The following is a 12,567-nucleotide window of genomic DNA, read 5'->3' as shown; positions in this document are numbered from 1 at the left end:
TTGCGATAATTGACCGCATGATCGAGGCACGGCGGCTCCACATCCTCCGTGCGGTGGCCGACCACCGCACGGTCACCGCGGCGGCCGCCGCGCTCTATCTCACCCCCTCGGCCGTCTCCCAGCAGCTCACGGCCCTGGAACAGGAGACCGGTCACCGGCTGGTCGAGCGCAGCGCCAAGGGCGTACGGCTCACCCCGGCCGGCGAGATCCTGCTCAGCCACACCAACGCGGTCCTCGCCCAGCTGGAGCGGGCCGAGGCCGAGCTGGCCGCCTATAGCTCGGGCGAGGCGGGCACGGTCACCGTGGCCGCCTTCGCGACCGGCATCGCCCAGGTCGTGGCCCCGGCCGTGGCCCGGCTCGCGAACACCGCGCCCGGCATACGCATCCGCGTCCAGGACGCCGAGGGCGACGCCAGCCTGCCCATGGTCCTGGACCGGCAGGTCGACGTCGCGGTGGCCGTGGAGTACCGGGGCGCCCCGCCCGCCGACGACCCCCGGCTCACCCACGTCTCGCTCTACGCCGAGCCGTTCGACGCGGTCGTACCCGTCGGCCACCGCCTCGCGGACGCCGCCGAGGTGCCCCTCGCCGAGCTGGCCAAGGACCCCTGGATCGGCCCTTACCCCGGCAACCCCTGCCACGACGTGGTCGTCCTCGCCTGCGAGAGCGCCGGTTTCCAGCCACGCCTTGAGCACTCCTCCGACGACTTCCGCGCGGTCGTCGCCCTCGCCTCGGCCGACGCGGGCGTGGCCCTCGTACCGCGCTCGGCGCTCAACGGCATGGACCTCACCGGCGTCGTCGTACGCCCCGTCGACGGAGTGGCCCCCACGCGCCGCGTCTTCGCCGCCGTACGGCGTGGCGCCGAGGGGCATCCGCTGATCCGCCCGGTGCTGGACGCGCTGCGGGAGGCGGCCCGGGGGTAGGGAACCGGCCATCGGCCGCACGCAGTCTGGGAGGTCATGCGTGTGACGATGATCCTCCCGGCCCTGACCGAAGCGACCAGCCCGCTGTTCAGGCCCATCAAGTACTCGCTGTTCCCGCCGCTGGGCCTGGCCACCCTGGCCGGCTACCTCGACCCGGACGACGAGGTCACGCTCTACGACGAACACGTGGAGCGCATCGACCCGGCGGCCCTGGACACCCCGGACCTCCTGGTGGTGCAGCCGTACATCACCTCGGCCCGGCGCAGCTACGAGATAGCCGACCACTTCCGGGCCCGGGGCGTCCATGTGGCCATGGGCGGTCTGCACGTCACCTCGCTGCCGGAGGAGGCCGCGGCCCACGCCGACACCGTCTTCACGGGGCCCGGCGAGGACACCTGGCCGCTGTTCCTGAAGGACTTCCGCGACGGCGTACCGGCCCGCCGCTACGACTCCACACAGCGCACCCTGGCCGGACTGCCGCCGGTGCGCCGCGATCTGATCAAACGGCACCTCTACCTCGTGCCCAACTCGATCGTGGTCTCCCGGGGGTGCCCCCACCACTGCGACTTCTGCTACAAGGACGCCTTCTTCGAGGGCGGCAAGTCCTTCTACACCCAGGCCGTCGACGACGCCCTCGCCGAGATCGACCGCCTCCCCGGCCGCCACCTCTACTTCCTCGACGACCACCTGCTGGGCAACCGGCGCTTCGCCGAGGCCTTGTTCGACGGCATGCGGGGGATGGGCCGGCTGTGGCAGGCGGCGGGCACGGTCAACTCCGTGCTCCAGCCCGAGCTGCTGGAGCGGGCGGTGGAGGCGGGCCTGCGCAGTCTGTTCGTCGGCTTCGAGACGGTGAATGACGCCAACCTCGCCGAACGGCGCAAGAACCAGAACATCGGCACCGACTACGCGGCCGCGGTTCGGCGCCTGCACGAGGCCGGGGTGATGGTCAACGCCAGCTTCGTCTTCGGGCTCGACCAGGACGGCCCCGACGTCTTCGACCGCACCGTGGAGTGGGCCGTCGAGCAGGGCATCGAGACCGCGACCTTCCACATCATGACGCCGTACCCGTCGACCGGGCTGTGGAAGCAGCTGGAGTCGGAAGGGCGCATCGTGCACCGCGACTGGGACCTGTACGACACCCGGCACGTCGTCTACCGGCCCAAGCGCATGACACCGCGTCAGCTGGAGGACGGCTACTGGCGGGCCTACCGCGACTTCTACCGCTGGTCCAGTATCTGGCGCGGCTCGGCGGCCCAGCCGGGCCGGCCCGAGCGGCTGCGGCACCTGGCCTACGCGGGCGGCTGGAAGAAGTTCGAGCCCGCCTGGGACCTGCTGATCCGCTCCCGCCGGGTGGTGCGGGCACTGCCGATGCTGGAGCGGACGCTGGCGGCGTTCGGCGGGCGGGAATGACGAGAACCCTGGAGCCCTGGCTCGTCTCATATATGGCATAGAATCTCTGATATGAAACAGGACGATGTCGCATCGGGCCCGGAGCCCGTCGACGCCCGGCTCGGCGCCCGCCTCGCCGAACTGCGCTCCGGGCACGGCTGGTCGCTGGGGGAGCTGGCCGAGCGCAGCGGGGTGAGCCGGTCGACCCTGTCACGCGCCGAGCGCGCCGAGATCAGCCCCACCGCCGCCGTGCTGAACCGGCTCTGCCATGTCTACGGCCGCACGATGTCCCAGCTGCTCAGCGAGGTCGAGGCGGCACCCGTGCCGCTGGTCCGGGCGGCCGACCAGCCGATCTGGGAGGACCGCGGCTCCGGATTCGTCCGGCGGTCCGTGTCCCCGCCGCACGCCGGCCTCCGCGGCGAACTGGTCGAGGGCCGGCTCGCACCGGGTGCCGACATCGTCTACGACCGCCCGCCCGTGCCCGGTCTGGAACAGCATCTGTGGCTGCTCGACGGCGCCCTGGAGGTGACCGACGGAGAGCAGGTCCACCACCTGGACCCCGGAGACTGTCTGCGGATGCGCGTCTTCGGCCCTACCCGGTTCCGGTGTACCGGCCCCGTCGAGGCACGGTACGCGCTGGCGGTGGTGCGGCCATGAGGGTGGAGCGCTGGAACGCCGCACAACTACGCGAGCGGGCTGGGGAGTTGGCGGAACTGCTGACCGACACCGTGGCCGGTGGCGCCTCGGTCGGCTTCCTCGCGGCACTGACGCAGGAGGAGGCCACCGCCTGGTGGCGGCAGCGGGCCGAGGCGACGGCGGCGGGCCGGCTCGCCGTCTGGGCGGCGCTCGACGGCACCGGCCGCCCGGCCGGAACCGTGAGCCTGGCCTACCCCGACAAGCCGAACAGCCGCCACCGCGCGGAACTGGTGAAGCTGATGGTGCACCGCTCCGCGCGCGGGCAGGGTCTCGGCCGCCGCCTCCTTGCCACCGCCGAGGACGCCGCCGTGGCCACGGGCATCACCCTGCTCCACCTCGACACCGAGACCGGCAGCCCCGCCGAGCACCTCTACCGCTCGGCCGGCTGGACCCGGGCCGGCGTCATCCCCGACTACGCGGAGAGCCCCGGCGGCGAACTGCGCCCGACGACCCTGTACTACAAGCGGCTGGAGCCGCCGGCCGGGTGACTGTCAGTGGCAGGAGCTACCGTGCGTTGCATGCCGGATGCCGAAGACGTACGCCGTATCGCCCTGTCCCTGCCGGACACCACGGAGAAGGTCGCGTGGAGCATGCCCACGTTCCGGGTGGCCGGGAAGATGTTCGCGACCCTGCCGGAGGACGAGACGTCCATCGCCGTGCGCTGCCCCAAGGAGGAGCGCGACGAACTGGTGCTGGCCGAGCCGGAGAAGTTCTGGATCGCCGACCACGAGGCCCAGTTCGCCTGGGTCAGAGCGAGACTCGCCGCGCTGGAGGACGAGGACGAGCTGCGCGACATCCTCGCCGACTCCTGGCGGCAGGCCGCACCGCCCCGACTCCTCGACGCGCACCCCGAGTTGGGGCTGCCGTCCGGGGAGTGAAAATCCCCCGTGCGCGGGCGCCGGGCGTGGCATCATCCCGCGCGGCGCAGCCGGGCGCGGCACCGCAGGGGACGGCGGGGAGGGAGCAACCGCGATGACGGGAACGGACTCACGGCACGACATCACCACGCGGCGGGCGCGCGGGGCCCAGCCCGGCGGGCGGGCCGTCTGGTCCCGGGACTTCGCGCTGTTCTTCGTGGCCCGGGCCGACGCCCGCCTCGGCGACACGATGCTGCCCGTGGCCCTCGCCGCCGGTCTGCTGGAGCACGGGTACGGCGCGGGCGCGGTCGGCCTCGCCATGGCCTCGACGGCGACGGCGTTCGCCGGTCTCGTCGTCTTCGGCGGGGTCATCGCCGACCGGTTCAGCACCCGCAGGCTGATGATCGGCGCCGACCTCGTGCGACTGGTCACCCAGTCCCTCACCGCGGGCCTGTTCTTCACCGGGCAGGTGGTGCTGTGGCAGATCTGCGCGATCGGTTTCGTCAACGGCGTGGCGGGTGCGGTCTTCCAGCCGGGCGTGGCCAGTACGGTGCCCCGGCTGGCCGCCGACATCCAGGGTGCGAACGGCGCGATCCGCATCGCCGAGTCCGCCGCGCAGCTCGCCGGCCCGGCCGTCGCCGGTCTCCTGGTCGGCTTCGCCTCGCCCGGCGCGGTGTTCGCCGCGCACGCCGCCACCTACGCGACGAGCGCCCTGTGCCTGCTGCTGCTCCGGCTGCCCCCGCTCCCCGAGGGGGGAAGTGCCGCCACCGGCCGGGGAATGCGCGCCTTCCGGGCCGATCTGGTCCAGGGCTGGCGCGAGTTCCGGTCCCGGACCTGGCTGTGGAGCGTGATCGCCGTCTGGTGCCTGTACATGATCGCGGTCTGGGGTCCGACCGTTCCGCTCGTGGCCACGGAGGTCGTCCAGCAGCACGGCCCGCGCGCCTACGGCCTGGTCAACTCCGCCCTCGGCGCGGGCACGGTCGTCGGCGGCCTGCTCGCCCTGCGGCTGCGGCCCCGCCGGATGCTCCGCGCCGGCGCGCTCTCCCTGTTCGTCTTCTTCGGCTTCCCGGCGGCCGTCGGCGCGGGCCTCGGTGTGCCGGCGATGGCGGCGGGGGCGGCCGTGGCGGGCGCCGGGATGTCGTTCTGGGGCGTGATGTGGGCGACCAGTGTGCAGACCCAGGTCCCGCCGGACGTCCTCAACCGCATCCACGCGTACGACGTGGCCGGCTCCCTCGCCATGATGCCGGTGGGCCAGGCCCTCGCCGGCCCGGCGGCCGATGCGCTCGGCGCCGGACACGTCCTGCTGGTCTCCGCCGCGACCAGCCTGGCGGTGGCCATGGCGCTGCTCGCGGTCCCCGCGATACGCGACCTGGTCCGAGCGGACGCGCCCGTGCGGTGAGCGCCCCGAAGGGGCGCGGGGAACTGCGCGATCCGCCCTACGCACCCGCAGTCGCGCACGGTGCTCAGCCGGTCCGGCGGGTGGGCGCCATGAAGCGCCCGATCCGGTCGCGCAAGGACGCCGGGTCCAGCCCGTGCGCGGCCACATGCTCCTCGACCGTCCCGTAGCGGCGCAGCTCGCGGTGGCCCACGCCGAGGCCCAGCACCCGGTGCGGCACGTCCGCGAGCGCCTCGCTCACCGCGGTCGTCGAGGTGCCCGCGAGATACGGCTCGACCAGGACGACATCGGTGCCCGCCGACTCCGTGGCCCGGCGCAGGCCCGCCGCGTCGAAGGGCCGTACGGTCGTGGCGTACAGGACCGTCACGTCCAGGCCCTCCGTGGCGGCGAGGACCGAGTCCAGCACCGGGCCCACGGCGAGGACCACACCGCGACGGCCCTCGCGGACCGTGACGAAGTGCCGGCCGTCGATCAGCCGCCCCTGCCGATTGGCCTGCACGGACAGCCGCACGTACACCTTGTCGTCGCCCGCGGCGACCGCGTGGCGCAGCAGTGTCTCGGCCTCGTCCGGATGCCCGGGCACGTGCACGGTCCAGCCGTCCAGCGTGTCGAGGAGCGCCACATCGCCCGGGGCCATGTGCGTGTAGCCGCCGGCCGGCCAGTCGAAGGAGGCGGCCGCGCTCACCAGCACCGCCCCGGTGTTCTGGTGCCCGAGATCCAGCTTGACCTGTTCGAACGGCCGCTCCACGAGGAAGCTGGCGAAGGTGTGCACCACGGGGCGCAGCCCGGTCAGCGCCAGCCCCGCCGCCGCCCCGACCAGCAACTGCTCGCGGATGCCGACGTTGACGACCCGGTCGGGATGTCGGGCCATGGCCTCGCGGAAGCCGTCCTTGCCGATCTCGGCGAGGACCACCGCGACGCGCGGGTCCTCGTCCAGCAGCCGGGAGACGACGGGTGCGAAACGGTCACGCATGGTGTCCATCAGGGTCTGCCTTTCCAGGGGGTGGGAGTCAGGCGTTCTTCGGCTCGACGCGGGCCACGACCACATGCGGCCGCCCGGGATGCGGCGCGGTGAACGCGGCGTACAGCGCCTCGTGATCGCGCCCGTCGACGGTCACCGCCGACCAGCCCGCCGCCTCGAACCGGGCGGCGATCCCGCCGGGCAGGGCGTGGCTGGCCGAGGAGTTGTCGACCACGATCGTGTGCAGCCGCTCCAGGCCGGCCGGCCCGGCGAAGGCGATCGCCTCGTGGTTGCTGCCCTCGTCCAGCTCGGCGTCCCCGATCAGCACCCAGACCGCCGGGTCGTGCAGCCCCTGCGCCCGCAGCCCCAGCGCGCTGCCCACCGCGATCGGCAGCCCGTGCCCGAGCGAGCCGCTGCCGATCTCGGCGCCCGGCACCAGCACCCGGTCCGGGTGATGCCCGAGCGGGGAGTCGTACGACCCGAACCCGGGCAGCCAGTCCACCGGCACGAAGCCCTTCGCGGCCAGCACCGCGTAGTACGCCATGGGGCCGTGCCCCTTGCTGAGCAGGAACCGGTCGCGGGCGGGATCGTCCCGCCGCTCCGGCGTCACCCGGAGCACCCGGTCGTAGAGCACCCACAGCACATCGAGGGTGGAGGTGGCCGCCGGTCCGTGCTTCTCGTCGCCGGTCATCAGACTCATCAGGCCGGGCAGGTCGTCGTAGCCGTACGCGTGGCTTTCGTCCGCTGTGATCGTCATGCCGACGATCGTGCAACCTCAACCAAGCTTGAGGTCAACCGGGAAACCGGTGCGCGATCAGCGAGCCGAGTGCGGTATTGTTTCCCTGCGCGTTTCGACCGGGGAAACCCCAGGTCAAACGGCACCGGGACGTGGCGCAGCTTGGTAGCGCACTTGACTGGGGGTCAAGGGGTCGCAGGTTCAAATCCTGTCGTCCCGACCAGCTTTGATGCCGGTCGGAGGCCGTTTCCTCAGGGATGGGGAGACGGCCTTTGTCGTGTCCGCCCGTCTTCGGCCGCCTTCTCGCCGTTCGCCTTCTCGCCGTCGGCCTGGGGGAGGGTGGGGCGGTGGCCGCCGGCGGCGATCTTGGCCGCCAGCGCGGCGAGCTGCCCGACGGCCCACGCGATCTCCCGCTGGTTCTGGTTGCGCTCGCTGACGACCGCCGCGAGCAGCAGCGCGGTCAGCGCGGCCGAACCGTTGAAGGCCTGCAGGGTGATCATCTTGGTGAGCAGGTCGTGCCCGGCGAACGGGCCCGATCTCTCGGCACCGGCGATGATCGCGAAGGTCGACACGGCCAGCGCGCAGGGCGCGGCCCCGGCCAGCTGGAAGCGGAAGGCCGCCCAGATCAGCAGCGGGAACCCGAGGAACAGCAGGGGCGTGTGACTGGTCACGAGGAATCCCACCACGCCCGTGGCCACCACGAGCAGCAGCGTCTCGGCCCACCGGGACGGCCGCGCGTTCCTCGGCCGGTGTGCCGAGCGGAGGACGAGCAGGAGCGGCGTGACCACCAGAACGCCCATCGCGTCGCCGGTCCACCAGACCGACCACGTCGGCCAGAAGTCGCCGGGGCGCAGCACCCCGGCGAGGGCCAGGGTCCCGCTGCCCGTCGTGGCGCTGACCAGCATCCCGGTGAACGCACCGAGAAAGATCAGCGCGAGCGCGTCCCGCAGACGGTCCAGTTCCGCACGGAAGCCCGTACGGCAGAGCAGCAGATAGGAGCAGACGGGCGCGAGGGTGTTCCCCGCCGCGATGGCGAGCACGGCCGGGAGCGACGGCCCGAGCGAGATGTTGACCAGGAAGGCGCCGAGTGCGATACCGGGCCAGACCCGTGGGCCGCGCAGGAGCAGGCTCGCCACCGCGATACCGCTCGGCGGCCACAGCGGGGTGACCTGGCCGCGCACCAGTTGCTGGAGCAGCCCCAGCCTGGCCGAACCGTAGTACAGCGCGGCGATGACACAGATCTCCAGGGCGACCGGACCACTGCTCCGGAGCCCCGGATGCCGCGCGACAGCCATTGGGCGGCCTCCGCTCCGACATCGCCCCGAACACTCATCCGAACCCATCATCCGCCGGATGCCCCGGATCCTCCACGCGGGCCGACCGGCTCGGAAGCGGCGACGGGTGCGGTGACCCGCGGGGTCAGGCGGGCGGGGTGCGCAGGGCGAGGATGGCCATGTCGTCGTGACCGTCGCTGGGGTGGTGATCGGCCAGTGTCCGGACGAACTCCGGCAGGGGGAGGTCGGCATGAACCGAGGCGAGACCCGCCAGTTCGCTCAGACTCTCGTCGATGGAGTGGCCGGGATGCTCGATCAGCCCGTCGGTGTAGAAGACGACGGTGGCCTCCGGGGGCAGGAGGCGGGTGTGGTCCGGGCGGGGCTGCTCGGTGTCGACACCGAGGGGCAGTCCGGGCTCGGCGAGCAGATAGGTCACTCGGCGCTCACGGGTGACCACCAGCGGTGGAACGTGACCTGCGGTGCTCCAGTTCAGTCGCCAGCCGGATCCCTCCGGTTGGATGCGGGCCAGGGTGGTGGTCGTGACCCGGTTGTTCGTGACCATCTCCAGGGTCCGGTCGAGCTGGGCGAGGACCGCGCCGGGCGGACTGCTCTGGTCGAACACGAGAGCGCGCAGCATGTTGCGGGTGGCGGCCATGGCGGCCGCGGCCTGCAGATCGTGGCCGACCACGTCGCCGATCACGACCGCCACGACGTGGTCGGGCAGGGGGATGGCGTCGTACCAGTCCCCGCCGAGCTGACTGGGCTCGGCGGCGGGCCGGTAGATCGCGGCGGCGGCGAACGGCCGCAGGTCGGGCAGGGTGGGCAGCAGAAGCCGCTGGAACTGCTCGGCTCCGAGGCGAATCCGTTCGAACAGGCGGACGTTCTCGATCGCGATGCCTGCCGCACTGGCCAGGGCCACGACGACGCTCTCGTCGTGCACGTCGAAGGGCTGTCCGTCGATTCGCTCGGAGAGGTAGAGGTCGCCGTAGATCTCGCCGCGCACGCTGATGGCGACGCCGAGGAGGGTGCGCATGTGCGGGTGGCCGGCCGGGAATCCGGCGGAGGAGGGATGGGCCTGGATGTCGTCGATCCGCAAGGGGTCGGGGTAGCGGATCAGGTGCCCGAGGACGCCCAGACCACGAGGCAGTCCGGCCTCGGCCAGCGCCTCGCGTTGCTGCTCGGTCAGACCGGCCGAGATGAACTGCCCCAGGCGTTCTCCGGACTCGTCGAGCACGCCCAGGGCGCCGTAGCGGGCGCCGACCAGCTCCATCGCGGTCGTCACGATGCGATGCAGTACCGCGGGCAGCTCCACCTCACGGCTGATGGCCACCACCGCGTCCAGCAGGCCCTGCAGCCGGTCCATGGCGGACAGCAGGGCACGCAACTGCTCGTCGATCCGGCCCAGCTCGGACCGTAGACGCATGTGCAGGTCGGGGACATACGGCTGGCCGGTCCGTCTCCCTGCCTTCTCTCCCGCCATTCCGGCCTCCTGACACGACCCTGGTCCGTGCGGGACGACGGCATCACCTTCGATTGTGGCATCGGCGCCCTGATCGGGGGGTGTGACGGCGGCCCGCACCGCAGGTAGAGGGCCTCGCTCGGCGCTGCCGAGCGAGGCCCTTCACGGTGCTGGGCGGGTTCAGGCGTTCTGGACGTCCTGACGTGACACGGCGAGGTAGCCGACCAGCGCGAGAATGGCCACCGTCCAGGACAGCGTCACCGGGCCGAGTCCCCAGTCCAGGCCGCCGCGCCTGCCGGGCAGGGCCATCCAGTCGGCGAGGGAGGCGCCGAGCGGGCGTGTGATGACGTACGCCGTCCAGAACGCGGTCACCGCGCCCAGCAGGCCACCGCGGTGGGCGACGGCCGGAACGCAGATCGCCGCGGCGAACAGGACGCCCGAGCCCAGGTAGCCGAGGCCGATCGTCGCGGTGAGGTCGCCCGCTGCGGTGCCCAGCGCGAACGTGGCGAGGACGGCCGCCCAGTAGAAGAACTCGCGGCGCCGGGTATGGATGGAGTGGATCGACAGGGTGCGCTCGGAGGCGTACCAGAGGGCGAAGACGGCGGCCAGGGCGATCATGAACAGCGGGGTGGACAGGGTGTACGGGACGCCGAGGACGACGTGGAGCGCATCCGCGGCCATCGTGCCGAACACGCTGACCATGACGATCGCCGTCCAGTAGATCCAGGCGACGTACCGGCGGACGGCGAACTGGAGCATGAGCGACGCCGCGAACGCGAGACCGCCGATGCCGACCGCCGGGATCGGGCCCAGCGTATGGCCCAGGAAGTCGGAGGCGGTCTCGCCCATGCCGGTGGTGAGGACCTTGATGATCCAGAAGTAGACGGTGACCTCCGGCACCTTGTTCGCGCTCTCACGTATGCGCGCGCGTGCGTGCCCGCGGGGGCGGTCGTCCAGGACCTGCTCTGTGCTCATGGCCTGCACTTTCGCACGCCCAACTGACGTTGCCCCAGATGCCTTTGCCATTGTTTTGGGGCTTCTGGTGCTGCTGTTGCCACGCGCCGCCGCGAGCCTGAACGCAACCTGAACGCGTCGGGGAAACCCCTGGTCGGCGGCCTGACCGCCTGATAGACAGGCAGGTCAGGCGGCCGTGGGCGTCACAAGGCCAGCCCCACGTGCGCGAGCGCCTGCTTCAGCAGCACCCCGTGCCCGCCCGGCATCTCGCTCTGCACCGCCGGGGAGACGGCCTCCTGCGGGCTGAACCAGACCAGGTCCAGCGCGTCCTGCCGGGGGCGGCAGTCGCCGCTGACCGGGACGATGTAGGCGAGGGACACCGCGTGCTGGCGTGGGTCGTGGTACGGCGTGATGCCCGCGGTCGGGAAGTACTCCGCGACCGTGAAGGGCTGCAGGGAGGCGGGGACCCGGGGCAGGGCCACCGGGCCGAGGTCCTTCTCCAGGTGGCGCAGCAGGGCGTCGCGGACCCGCTCGTGGTGCAGGACGCGGCCGGAGACCAGGGTCCGGCTGACCGTCCCGTCCGGGCCGATCCGCAGCAGCAGTCCGATGCTGGTCACTTCGCCGCTGTCGTCCACGCGCACGGGCACGGCCTCGACGTAAAGGATCGGCATCCGGGCCCTGGCCATTTCCAGCTCGTCCGTGGACAGCCAGCCGGGCGTCGTCTCGGTCATGTCAGACATTGCTTGATCATACTTTCCGGGTGGGGCGCCCGCTGGGATCGCGGGCCGGGTCGGATACGGGCGGTCCGTACAGGCGCAGGGCGTTGTCGCGGCCGGTCCAGGACGCGATCCGCAGGGCGTCGGGCAGACTCAGCTCGTCGGCGTCGACACGGACTTGCAGCAGATCGGCGAGCCCCTGCCGGAAACACAGGGCGCCGAGGTGGTGGAATTCGGCCACCCCGTAGGCGTCGGAGCTGTACAGCAGTTTGCGGAACGGGGTGATCTCCAGGGCCTCCTCCAGGACCGCCCGGCAGCGGGCCGGGCCCGTGTGGTGCAGGGCGAGGCCCACGTCCAGGTACACCTGCTCGAACACCGCGGCCAGATAGGCGGCCTGGCGGTGGTACGGCCAGCAGTGCAGCAGCAGCACCGGGACCGTGCCCGACGTCAGCCGCAGCCAGTCGGTCAGCAGCGCCGGGTCGGCGTGGTGCAGCCGCAGGTCGGCGTCGCCGAAGCCGGTGTGCAGCTGCAGCGGCAGGCCGAGGTCCACGGCGGTCCACAGCAGATGCCGCACCAGGACGGGATCGGTGAGCCGGCCGCCGTCCGCGAGCCAGCGCCGGGCGGCCCCGGTCACCTCGGCGTCCGCCGGGCGCGCCGGGTCCAGGGCGAAGCCGGTGCGGTAGGCGGCCACCGACTTCACCGCCACCACACCCGGCCGGCGTACGGCGTCCTCGGCGGCGGCACGGAAGCGGGCCGCGTACTCGCCCGGCTCGACGCCCCGCGCCGCCACCGCCTCCGCCACCTGCTCCAGGCGTACGACCTCGAACGCGGCGGCGCCGGACGCCTCCGCCAGCTCGGCCGGCGAGGTGAGCGGGTGCGGGGCGTAGCCGGTGTCCACGAGGAACACCCCGGCTCCCGCGGCCTGCAGGAAGCGGCGGTTGACCTCCTGCGGGCCCAGTTCCGCGCGGCGGGCCGCATAGTCGGCCGGCGGCGCGTGCCGGGGCAGGTCCAGCAGGGGCGCGCAGTGGCGGCGCACGGCCACGCCGGCCGGTGTGTCGAACGGCGAGACGCCGGGCCAGGCCGCGCCCTCGGTCAGCAGCGAGGCGAACTCCTCGGGCGCGAGGCCGGCCGTCACGGCGCCGTGGCAGTGGTGGTCCACCAGCTCCAGCTCGGCGAGGGCCTCGTGGACCGGTCCCGGCGTGGCCATGG

13 protein-coding genes and 1 tRNA gene are annotated in these 12,567 nt (G+C 72.6%); 7 read left to right on the top strand and 7 right to left on the bottom strand.

Annotation, left to right across the window (positions count from 1 at the left end):
- Positions 1-17 precede the first annotated feature (17 nt).
- The 6 genes from ACWCQS_RS38465 (at position 18) to ACWCQS_RS38440 (ending at position 5,261) form a co-directional block, all read left to right on the top strand.
- On the top strand, positions 18-920 hold the full coding sequence (locus tag ACWCQS_RS38465; protein WP_451008790.1) for a LysR family transcriptional regulator: 903 nt from the start codon (positions 18-20) through the stop codon (positions 918-920).
- A 36-nt stretch (positions 921-956) separates the two neighbouring features.
- Positions 957-2,330: a B12-binding domain-containing radical SAM protein gene (locus ACWCQS_RS38460; protein WP_451008789.1), complete on the top strand. Its 1,374-nt coding sequence runs from the start codon at positions 957-959 to the stop codon at positions 2,328-2,330.
- Between the two features lie 51 nt (positions 2,331-2,381).
- Positions 2,382-2,966, top strand: coding sequence for a helix-turn-helix domain-containing protein (locus tag ACWCQS_RS38455; protein WP_451008788.1), 585 nt, complete (start codon positions 2,382-2,384; stop codon positions 2,964-2,966).
- The gene (locus ACWCQS_RS38450; RefSeq protein ID WP_451008787.1) at positions 2,963-3,493 is read left to right on the top strand and encodes an N-acetyltransferase family protein; all 531 of its coding nucleotides are present in this window, start codon (positions 2,963-2,965) and stop codon (positions 3,491-3,493) included. The genes ACWCQS_RS38455 and ACWCQS_RS38450 overlap by 4 nt, the downstream gene beginning before the upstream one ends.
- Positions 3,494-3,523: 30 nt before the next feature.
- Entirely contained in the window at positions 3,524-3,883 is a 360-nt protein-coding gene (locus tag ACWCQS_RS38445; RefSeq protein ID WP_450986100.1) for an MmcQ/YjbR family DNA-binding protein, read from the top strand.
- A gap of 94 nt (positions 3,884-3,977) precedes the next feature.
- Positions 3,978-5,261 carry an MFS transporter gene (locus tag ACWCQS_RS38440; protein ID WP_451008786.1) on the top strand — a complete coding sequence of 428 codons (1,284 nt, stop codon included), beginning with the start codon at positions 3,978-3,980 and terminating at the stop codon, positions 5,259-5,261.
- Positions 5,262-5,325: 64 nt separating this feature from the next.
- Here ACWCQS_RS38440 and ACWCQS_RS38435 read toward each other — a convergent pair whose 3' ends face one another.
- Both ACWCQS_RS38435 and ACWCQS_RS38430 read right to left on the bottom strand, forming a co-directional pair.
- The gene (locus ACWCQS_RS38435) at positions 5,326-6,240 is read right to left on the bottom strand and encodes a transketolase family protein (RefSeq protein WP_451008785.1); all 915 of its coding nucleotides are present in this window, start codon (positions 6,238-6,240) and stop codon (positions 5,326-5,328) included.
- A 28-nt stretch (positions 6,241-6,268) separates the two neighbouring features.
- Positions 6,269-6,976: a transketolase gene (locus ACWCQS_RS38430; RefSeq protein ID WP_451008784.1), complete on the bottom strand. Its 708-nt coding sequence runs from the start codon at positions 6,974-6,976 to the stop codon at positions 6,269-6,271.
- Positions 6,977-7,101: 125 nt separating this feature from the next.
- Here ACWCQS_RS38430 and ACWCQS_RS38425 point away from each other — a divergent pair.
- Positions 7,102-7,178, top strand: a tRNA-Pro gene (locus ACWCQS_RS38425).
- 28 nt (positions 7,179-7,206) lie between these two features.
- Here ACWCQS_RS38425 and ACWCQS_RS38420 read toward each other — a convergent pair.
- The 5 genes from ACWCQS_RS38420 to ACWCQS_RS38400 form a co-directional block, all read right to left on the bottom strand.
- Positions 7,207-8,250 carry an MASE1 domain-containing protein gene (locus ACWCQS_RS38420; RefSeq protein ID WP_451008783.1) on the bottom strand — a complete coding sequence of 348 codons (1,044 nt, stop codon included), beginning with the start codon at positions 8,248-8,250 and terminating at the stop codon, positions 7,207-7,209.
- Positions 8,251-8,374: 124 nt separating this feature from the next.
- Complete coding sequence (locus tag ACWCQS_RS38415) at positions 8,375-9,709, bottom strand: PP2C family protein-serine/threonine phosphatase (protein WP_451008782.1); 1,335 nt, start codon at positions 9,707-9,709, stop codon at positions 8,375-8,377.
- A 159-nt stretch (positions 9,710-9,868) separates the two neighbouring features.
- A complete protein-coding gene (locus ACWCQS_RS38410; RefSeq protein WP_451008781.1) occupies positions 9,869-10,663 on the bottom strand; it encodes a COG4705 family protein in 795 nt (264 codons plus the stop codon).
- A 182-nt stretch (positions 10,664-10,845) separates the two neighbouring features.
- A complete protein-coding gene (locus tag ACWCQS_RS38405) occupies positions 10,846-11,373 on the bottom strand; it encodes an NUDIX hydrolase family protein (protein WP_388627198.1) in 528 nt (175 codons plus the stop codon).
- A gap of 16 nt (positions 11,374-11,389) precedes the next feature.
- Positions 11,390-12,565 (bottom strand): amidohydrolase family protein, encoded by a 1,176-nt coding sequence (locus tag ACWCQS_RS38400; protein ID WP_451008780.1) that lies wholly within the window; start codon positions 12,563-12,565, stop codon positions 11,390-11,392.
- Positions 12,566-12,567 lie beyond the last annotated feature (2 nt).

Source organism: Streptomyces sp. NPDC002076 (assembly GCF_053593835.1).
Note: the sequence above shows the minus strand (reverse complement) of the source record. Positions and strands in the feature narration are given on the sequence as shown.

Coding starts and splice junctions, on each gene's coding strand:
- ACWCQS_RS38465 (WP_451008790.1), top strand. CDS start 18: ATGATCGAGGCACGGCGGCTCCACATCCTCCGTGCGGTGGCCGACCAC.
- ACWCQS_RS38460 (WP_451008789.1), top strand. CDS start 957: ATGCGTGTGACGATGATCCTCCCGGCCCTGACCGAAGCGACCAGCCCG.
- ACWCQS_RS38455 (WP_451008788.1), top strand. CDS start 2,382: ATGAAACAGGACGATGTCGCATCGGGCCCGGAGCCCGTCGACGCCCGG.
- ACWCQS_RS38450 (WP_451008787.1), top strand. CDS start 2,963: ATGAGGGTGGAGCGCTGGAACGCCGCACAACTACGCGAGCGGGCTGGG.
- ACWCQS_RS38445 (WP_450986100.1), top strand. CDS start 3,524: ATGCCGGATGCCGAAGACGTACGCCGTATCGCCCTGTCCCTGCCGGAC.
- ACWCQS_RS38440 (WP_451008786.1), top strand. CDS start 3,978: ATGACGGGAACGGACTCACGGCACGACATCACCACGCGGCGGGCGCGC.
- ACWCQS_RS38435 (WP_451008785.1), bottom strand. CDS start 6,240: ATGGACACCATGCGTGACCGTTTCGCACCCGTCGTCTCCCGGCTGCTG.
- ACWCQS_RS38430 (WP_451008784.1), bottom strand. CDS start 6,976: ATGACGATCACAGCGGACGAAAGCCACGCGTACGGCTACGACGACCTG.
- ACWCQS_RS38420 (WP_451008783.1), bottom strand. CDS start 8,250: ATGGCTGTCGCGCGGCATCCGGGGCTCCGGAGCAGTGGTCCGGTCGCC.
- ACWCQS_RS38415 (WP_451008782.1), bottom strand. CDS start 9,709: ATGGCGGGAGAGAAGGCAGGGAGACGGACCGGCCAGCCGTATGTCCCC.
- ACWCQS_RS38410 (WP_451008781.1), bottom strand. CDS start 10,663: ATGAGCACAGAGCAGGTCCTGGACGACCGCCCCCGCGGGCACGCACGC.
- ACWCQS_RS38405 (WP_388627198.1), bottom strand. CDS start 11,373: ATGACCGAGACGACGCCCGGCTGGCTGTCCACGGACGAGCTGGAAATG.
- ACWCQS_RS38400 (WP_451008780.1), bottom strand. CDS start 12,565: ATGGCCACGCCGGGACCGGTCCACGAGGCCCTCGCCGAGCTGGAGCTG.